The sequence below is a fragment of the Allocoleopsis sp. genome (assembly GCF_036703385.1).
Taxonomy (GTDB): Bacteria; Cyanobacteriota; Cyanobacteriia; order Cyanobacteriales; family Coleofasciculaceae; genus Allocoleopsis.
This window is the reverse complement of record NZ_DATNPA010000451.1, coordinates 1-7,813: the sequence shown is the minus strand read 5'-3', so window position 1 is coordinate 7,813 and position 7,813 is coordinate 1. Positions and strand designations below refer to the sequence as shown.

Below are 7,813 nucleotides of genomic sequence, written 5' to 3'. Positions count from 1 at the left end.
ACTAACTCAGCTGTAACAGCGGCTGGATTCGCGTAGGCACGCCCTGCCCACTTCTGGACAAAGGGTGGGCGTCTCACTAGATAAAAAGCGCTTTTCAGAACCACGGGTGACGCCACAATACTCTTAATCGTCGAGACCACGGGTCGCAACCAAGGGGGAGTCATCTCTTCTTCCAACGAAAGATCTGGCAAATTAATCATGGCGATACCTCTGACCATCTCTGGATGAGCTGCCGCTGCTGCTAGGCAAACCAGAGAGCCAATTGAGTTCCCTACCAATACCATTGGCTGCCTGATAAACGTTTGCCAGAACTCATAAACTTGGTCTACCCAGAGGCTGATGCTGTACTCAGCGGCTACCTTGCGTGACGCCCCCCACCCCAGCATATCTAAGGCGTAAACCGTGTGGTGCTGACCTATCACTTCCAGATTGTGACGCCAATGCCCGATTGAGGCTCCAAATCCATGCAACAGCATGATGGGTGGTGCAAGTCCATTCCCCGTTTGTGGTGCCCGGATATAGGTATAACGGGTCTGCCAGCCTCGCCAAACCCAGTCTCGTTGACTTCCAACTCGTTGCTGCCAAGGCACAGATGTTGTCACAAAAGCCTCACCTTCAAAAAGGTTTACAAATTCTCTTCCATTTTAGTAGTTTCTCTCGCTTGAAAATAAGGCAGAAGGCAGACGGCAGTTCGCGCAGCGTTCTCCGCAGGAGTAGGCAGAAGGGATAAGAATTTTCATTTTTTCGTTGTGTACTCGCGTTCATGGGCGTCTTACTTGTCTTAATGAGCCCTCGTAATTGGGAAGTTATAGCAACCGCCAAGGCGGTTAGGACGTAAACTAAAGATGTTACCGTGACCTGCTATCGTCTGCTCTACCATGCCTAAACCCTACAGTTACGACTTCCGTCAGAAAGTGATCCAAGCCATCGAGTTAGATGGACTCAAGAAACAGGAGGCGAGTGAAATATTCAATATCAGCCGCAACACAATCAACCTGTGGTTGAAACGCAAAGCCGAAACGGGAGATGTACAAGCATTGCCCAACCGCCCTCCAGGTAACAATCATAAAATTACAGATTGGGAGCAGTTTCGGGTGTTTGCCAAGACTCATGGGGATAAAACCCAGGTGGAGATGGCGCAATTGTGGGAGGGACAGATCAGCGATCGCACAATCTCACGAGCCTTAAAGAAAATTGGATTTACGCGAAAAAAAAGACCTATGGCTACCTTGAACGGGATGAATCGAAACGGCAAAGCTTCATAGAGCAGTTGGCTAACTGGGCTTCGGAAATGATTGTTTATGTGGACGAAGCTCTTCATGACAACCCTTGAAGACTACGCCTATGGCTGGAATGAGAAAGGACAACGGTTTCATGCCTTGAAGTCAGGACGACGGCAGGGGCGAGTGAATATGATTGCGGCTCAATGTTTTGGGCAACTGATGGCTCCTTTTACCATCGAAGGTTCCTGCAATCGGAGTGTGTTTGAGATTTGGTTGGAAACTTGCTTAATTCCTTTGCTCAAACCCGGGCAGGTAGTGGTCATGGATAATGCCACGTTTCATAAAGGAGGTCGTATTGAGCAACTGATTCAGCAAGCTGGCTGTGAGTTGCTGTACTTACCTGCTTACTCACCAGACTTCAATATGATTGAGCGATGCTGGTCTTGGCTCAAAAGTCGAATTCGTAAGCAACTTGACCAGTTTGATTGTCTACGCGATGCGATGGAGCATATCCTGCACCTGGCGTCCTAACCGCCTTGGCGGTTGCTATACCAAAAAATTGGGTTTAAAGCCCCGTCCTTCCAGGACGGCTTTTAAAAGATGTGGTAGACTTACGTCAAGTGAGCGAACGTAATCCATGTTAGTATTTGAAGCCAAACTAAAAGGGAGAAAACAGCAGTATGAGCGCGTTGACGAAGCCATTCGTACTGCTCGGTTTATCCGGAATAGCTGCATCAAATACTGGATGGAAAATCCTGGAACAGGACGCTACGAGCTGAGCGCGTATTGCGCTGTCCTAGGGAAAGAATTTCCTTGGGCAGGAAAGTTAAACTCAATGGCTCGTCAGGCCAGCGCAGAAAGAGCGTGGAGTGCCATTGCTCGGTTCTACGACAACTGTAAGAAGAATAAGCAAGGGTTGAAGGGATTTCCTCGCTTTAAGAAACATCAAACTCACGGCTGTGTTGAGTACAAAACAACAGGTTGGAAGCTGTCTTGTGATAGGCGAACTATCACCTTCACCGATGGGTTTGAGGCAGGAAGCTTCAAGTTGTGGGGAACTCGCGACCTGCACTTGTATCAGTTAAAGCAGATTAAGCGAGTTCGGGCTGTTCGTCGTGCTGATGGGTACTACGCTCAGTTCTGTCTTGATGTTGAGCGGATAGTTCATCGGGAACCGACCAATAAGACCATTGGTTTAGATGTTGGTTTAGCCCATTTCTATACAGACTCTAACGGACAGACAGTTGAGAACCCCCGGCACTTGAGAAAGTCCGAGAAGGCGTTAAAGCGTTTAAGCAAACGACTTTCTCGTACTTGTGTGGGGTCAAAAAATAGGCAAAAGGCGAGAAATCGCCTATCAAGGAAGCACCTCAAGGTAAGTCGGCAACGTAAAGATTTTGCCGTGAAGCAAGCAAGATGCGTAATCCAGTCTAACGACTTGGTAGCCTACGAAGACTTAATGGTGCGAAATATGGTGAAAAATCGGAGATTAGCTAAATCCATCTCCGATGCGGCTTGGTCTACGTTCCGCCAGTGGTTGGAATATTTTGGGAAAGTATTTGGAGTGGCGACGGTGGCTGTTCCACCGCACTACACATCGCAAAATTGCTCCAACTGTGGGGAAGTTGTTAAGAAGTCGCTCTCGCAAAGGACGCATTTATGTCCCCATTGCGGACACGTACAAGACCGAGACTGGAACGCCGCCATCAACATTTTGGAACAGGCTTTGCGTACCGTGGGGCACACGGGAACTCACGCCTCTGGAGAGAACGACCTCTGCTTGAGTGGGGAAACCCCTTCAAGTAAGCCGACTCGAAGAAAGAGGAAGCCCAAAGAGTAATCTTTGGAATCCCCGCACCTTTAGGCCGGGGAGGATGTCAAATTAACAACCTGCACAGAAACTTGGGAAGACTCAGTAAAATGGCAAGTGTCAACTTAGCCTGTTTCTTACCCTTCTCACCCACGATTTTAAAAATTAAGCAGACGCCTGTGAATGAAAAAAGACGCCCGCGAGATCTACCCCCAATCAACGAGAGAATCCGGTTCCCTAACATTCGAGTCATCGATATGGATGGGGAACAGCTGGGGATAATCACACCTCAAGAAGCCTTGCGCATTGCCGAGGAAAAAGAGTTGGATCTCGTCTTGGTTAGTGACAAGGCTGATCCGCCGGTGTGTCGCATCATGGACTATGGCAAGTATAAATTTGAGCAAGAGAAAAAAGCTCGTGAAGCTAGGAAGAAACAGCACACGGCTGATGTCAAAGAAGTGAAGATGCGCTACAAAATTGAGGATCATGACTACCAAGTGCGTGTCAATCAGGCGGAGCGCTTTCTCAAATCGGGTGATAAGGTAAAAGCGACAATTACCTTCCGAGGTAGAGAAATTCAACATAGTGACTTAGCGGAGGATTTGCTTAAGCGCATGGCAACGGATTTGGAAGCGTTAGCCGAAGTACAACAAGCACCAAAACGGGAAGGTCGTAATATGATGATGCTACTTTCTCCTAAAAAATGATTTGAGGTTAGTGACCAGTACTCAGGGGTCAGTAACCCTCTAGAAAGTCGCTGACCCCTGAGTAATGACAACTGACTTGCTTTAACCGATGAAACTGCAACCTCGTGCTCGTGTTCAGGGCGACTGGGTACGGAAAGCCCTACAGTGGGTAAACCTTCGTCCAGAAGAAGGTGACCGAACCTTGTTGATGTTCGCGTTCTACACAGCAACCTCAGTAGGGTGGCTTTGGTTCGAGTACAGTGCAGTGGCGCTGTTCTTAGATAAATATGGTGCTGAGCGGTTGCCGTTGATTTACATCGTCGGTGCTCTCATGGTTTCCGGTCTAGGCGTTTTGTACTCGTGGCTTTCTAGCCTGTTGCCGATGCGCAGCGTCTTGGTGGCGATCGCACTCCTAACTAGCTTACCCCTGTTACTCTTTCGCCTCGCCTTAGGACTTGACTATTTCGACGGTTTGATCGCGTTGGCTACCGTTTTTCTCATCCGTCTATGGACAGATGCGGTTGAAGTCCTCAACGACCTTAACTCCCAGGTTGCGGCTAATCAACTGTTCAACATCCGGGAAATCAAGCGCACCTACCCGATCATCTCCAGTGGACTCTTAGTCGCTGACGTGATCGCAGGCTTCTCCTTACCGTTCCTGTTACGTTTTGTCGGCCTCATCGATGTCCTCGTCCTGGCTTGTTTTTCCATGTTGGTAGGAGCGGGAACGTTATTTTATCTAGGACAGCGCTATAGACAAGCCTTTCCTGACTCGCCCTCACGACAGTGGGAAGACGATGAGTCTGAATTCGCGGTTCGCAACACCACCGGTTCCCTACGACGCTACATTATCCCTTTATTTGCCTTCTTTATCCTGGCAGAAGCTTTGTACCTCTTAGTTGAATTCCAGTATCTCAGTCAACTGGAGGATAAGCTGCCGGAGACTTCGGATATTGCCGGTTTTTTGGGCTTGTTTAGCGGGATTGTCGGACTATTTGAACTCACCTCCCAATGGTTTATTTCAAGTCGCGCGATCGCAAAATTAGGCGTCTTCGTCGCCGCGATGATGTTGCCTAGTGCGCTCGTCATCTTAGGATTGCTCATGCTGACCGGCTCAATCGACTTGCTGATTGGGCTTGTGGGTCAGGTCATTCCTTTACCGGAATTGATTACTGGACTCTTTGTTGGCCTGATCTTGCTTCGGTTTATTGATGAACTCCTGCGCTACACCTTAATTGCTGGCATTGAACCCGTCCTGTTTCAACCCATACCGGAAAAGATGCGCAATGCCGTTCAGACGACGGTACAGGGCATTGCCGAACCGATCACAACCGGCATCACGGGTATTGGCATATTGGCAACGATTTGGGTGACGCAGCATATATTCCCAGCGATGCAGCAATTGCAGAGTCAGGTGTTTATCTTTGCGATTGTTCTTTTCTCGGCGATCTGGCTTTTGAGTGGCTGGTTAATGCGATCGAGCTATGTCAGCTTACTGGTTCAGAGTGCAGAACAAGGCCGTCTGGGTTTTTCGGATGTAGACTTGCGGGCATTCAAACGAGCGGTCGTAGAAGCTCTAGAGCAGCCTGGAACTGAAGCCGATAAACGTTCCTGTATTCAACTTTTGTACCAGATTGAGCCATTAACTGTAGGCGAGGTACTCAGTCCCTTGTTGCCCCGCCTGTCTACGGCCTTGCAACGCCAGAGTCTAGAGGCCATGCTGGAGTATCCCAACCCAGCTTATTTGGACGATGTCCAAGTCCTCGTTGACCAAAGACCCGCGCCAGAAGTGTTGGCCTTGGCCTTGCGTTATGTCTGGCTGACCCAGCCAGAGCTGGATATTCGTACCATTAAGCACTATATGAACCCGAATGTTGAGCCGACAGTACGAGCTACAGCGGCGGCTTTGATTCTGCGCCGGGGAACTCCCGCTGAAAGGGCGGAGGCAACCAATACGTTGCGCCGGATGCTCACCTCGAAACGGGAACAAGAACGGGTGATGAGTACGCGGGCGCTGGGAGAGGCGGAGTATTTGCAGGCGTTGAGGTTGTATATTCCCAATCTCTTACAGGATGAGTCCTTGCGGGTTCGTCGTGCTTTGCTGGAGGTGATTGCGGCAACACACTTAGAAGAGTACTATCCATCTCTGATGAAGGGGTTGTACTATAAATCCACTCGTGAGGCCGCACGAGCTGCCTTGGTACGCCTTAAGGATGAGGCGATTTCCTTACTTGTCGCGTTGGCAGAAGATGTCCATAAACCCGAATTGGTGAGGCTACAAGCTTGGATGGCCTTGGGCGAAATTGGCACACAAGACGCTCTGCATCAGTTAGTACAGCAGCTGATGACCAGTTGGGGGACGACTCGTCGTAATATTCTCCGTGTCCTGCTGAAGATGCCCAACGAAGTCGGAATTGAAGGCGTGCTTGACCAATTAGGTCGGAGCGGGATCGAGATGTTAATTGAGCAAGAGCTTTTGTTTTCGGGTCAAATTTATGCAGCCAGTCTCGATCTGAGGGGTGACAAGATTGCAGGAGAGGAAGCCGAGTTACTTCGACGGGCATTACATGACCTGCAAACTGACCTGTTGGAGCGGTGTTTCTTGCTGATGAAATTCCTGTATCCGATCAGTGCCATTCAAGCGGCAGCGTTCAATCTGAACTCGGAGTCGCGTAGCAATGTGGCGTTGGGGTTGGAAATATTAGATAATACGGTTGATATTCCCCAGAAACAAGCCTTTTTGTCCATTTTAGATCGTCGTACCCTGGAAGAAAAGATGGCTTGTCTGGAGGAGTGGGTGCCTTATCAACCGATGAGTCCTAGCGATCGCTTGCGTCGGTTGATTGAGTTTCGTCATTTCCTCCCAGATTGGCCTCTAGCTTGTTGTTTTCATGTAGCCAGAACCGCTCATTACAGTTTGACACCGGAAGCAACGCTAGTCTGTCTGCGCCATCCGACTGGGTTTGTACGGGAAGCGGTGTTGGCTTATTTGAGAGAAGCCTCGCCTCGTGCTTGTATTGAACTGTTGCCTGTGCTGAAAAATGACTCAGACCGTTTGGTTGCCGATCAAGTTCAGCGGATGTTAGATGAGTTGGGTCAAGCGGGTTAATCACCCCAAAGGTAGACACAATCCCTGATTGAGAGCGCAACCCGGTCAGGGAAGTGGAATACAATTTCTCCCACCTCTTCCAGAGGTGAGGCTGTCAAGGTAAACTTGAGCTTTCCCCAGTAATACAGCGCCAATAGCGAATAGCTGACCGCTAACCAATGTTAACCAGCGTTGAGCGTTTATTGTTTGTCAGGGCCGTCCCAATTTTTCAGGAATTGCGGGACGATTTTTTAGTGCGTCTTGCTTCGGTGATGGATGAGTTATCGTTCCCCGCCGACCATACCATCTTTACCCAAGGACAGGAGGGGCGATCGCTTTATATTGTGGTCTCCGGATTAGTCCGAGTTCACATTGGCGATCGCGATTTGGCACAACTCAAAGAGGGAGCCTGTTTTGGGGAGATGTCGTTGTTTGATGCTGAACCCCGTTCCGCCTCAGTCACGACGATAAAATCCTGTAACTGTCTGATGTTGACCCAGTTACAGCTCTATGATGCGATCGATGAGACACCGGGAATTGCGATTAATATCATTCGTCTGCTTTCTCGTCGGATTCGTGAACTCAACAGCCGGGTGAATGCTTACGAGGCGAAGAGTTCGGCACCAGACCTTACGAGGGCGGGGAACAATTTATCTGGATGAATAAGATGGGATTCCTTAATCAGCAAAGAGTCACTGAGGGTTAATTAATTAAGCAGAAAGATTTTATATTGCTGACTGTCGATCTGTATCATTTAATACATTTCTTGTTTTTCAGTAAAATATTCTATCTTTAGACATAAAAATTTTATGGCTGAAGAATCAAGATGCTGTATAGTTAAATTCAAATATCAATCTTTAATGTCTAGCTGGTGTATAAGACCTCCTTTAAACCAGCTCTTATTCTATTTAGGGATAAGTGCAGTATTATAAATCTAAAAACGCTGGGAAAGAATGATGAATTCTTACCCTACCTCAGATGGGCATTGACTATTGATCATTGTTTT

At 48.5% G+C, this 7,813-nt stretch carries 7 protein-coding genes; 6 read left to right on the top strand and 1 reads right to left on the bottom strand.

The genetic code is table 11. From position 1 onward, the window contains the following. The coding region (locus V6C93_RS22265) for an alpha/beta fold hydrolase (RefSeq protein WP_333478866.1) at positions 1-602 on the bottom strand (602 nt) is incomplete at its 3' end. Positions 603-878: 276 nt separating this feature from the next. On the opposite strand from V6C93_RS22265, the gene V6C93_RS38950 reads away from it, so the two are divergent. The 6 genes from V6C93_RS38950 to V6C93_RS22235 all read left to right on the top strand — a co-directional run bounded on the left by V6C93_RS38950 (position 879) and on the right by V6C93_RS22235 (position 7,469). After that, entirely contained in the window at positions 879-1,265 is a 387-nt protein-coding gene (locus V6C93_RS38950) for an IS630 transposase-related protein (RefSeq protein ID WP_333478865.1), read from the top strand. Positions 1,266-1,319: 54 nt separating this feature from the next. Then, on the top strand, positions 1,320-1,754 hold the full coding sequence (locus V6C93_RS38945; protein ID WP_333478864.1) for an IS630 family transposase: 435 nt from the start codon (positions 1,320-1,322) through the stop codon (positions 1,752-1,754). 106 nt (positions 1,755-1,860) lie between these two features. Then, complete coding sequence (locus V6C93_RS22250) at positions 1,861-3,063, top strand: transposase (RefSeq protein ID WP_333478863.1); 1,203 nt, start codon at positions 1,861-1,863, stop codon at positions 3,061-3,063. Between the two features lie 80 nt (positions 3,064-3,143). After that, complete coding sequence (gene infC, locus V6C93_RS22245) at positions 3,144-3,740, top strand: translation initiation factor IF-3 (RefSeq protein WP_414644245.1); 597 nt, start codon at positions 3,144-3,146, stop codon at positions 3,738-3,740. Between the two features lie 88 nt (positions 3,741-3,828). Continuing rightward, on the top strand, positions 3,829-6,828 hold the full coding sequence (locus tag V6C93_RS22240) for a HEAT repeat domain-containing protein (RefSeq protein WP_333478862.1): 3,000 nt from the start codon (positions 3,829-3,831) through the stop codon (positions 6,826-6,828). 158 nt (positions 6,829-6,986) lie between these two features. Next, positions 6,987-7,469, top strand: a complete 483-nt coding sequence (locus V6C93_RS22235) for a Crp/Fnr family transcriptional regulator (RefSeq protein ID WP_333478861.1) — start codon at positions 6,987-6,989, stop codon at positions 7,467-7,469. The last annotated feature ends 344 nt before the right edge of the window (positions 7,470-7,813 follow it).

Coding starts and splice junctions, on each gene's coding strand:
- V6C93_RS38950 (WP_333478865.1), top strand. CDS start 879: ATGCCTAAACCCTACAGTTACGACTTCCGTCAGAAAGTGATCCAAGCC.
- V6C93_RS38945 (WP_333478864.1), top strand. CDS start 1,320: ATGACAACCCTTGAAGACTACGCCTATGGCTGGAATGAGAAAGGACAA.
- V6C93_RS22250 (WP_333478863.1), top strand. CDS start 1,861: ATGTTAGTATTTGAAGCCAAACTAAAAGGGAGAAAACAGCAGTATGAG.
- infC (WP_414644245.1), top strand. CDS start 3,144: ATGGCAAGTGTCAACTTAGCCTGTTTCTTACCCTTCTCACCCACGATT.
- V6C93_RS22240 (WP_333478862.1), top strand. CDS start 3,829: ATGAAACTGCAACCTCGTGCTCGTGTTCAGGGCGACTGGGTACGGAAA.
- V6C93_RS22235 (WP_333478861.1), top strand. CDS start 6,987: ATGTTAACCAGCGTTGAGCGTTTATTGTTTGTCAGGGCCGTCCCAATT.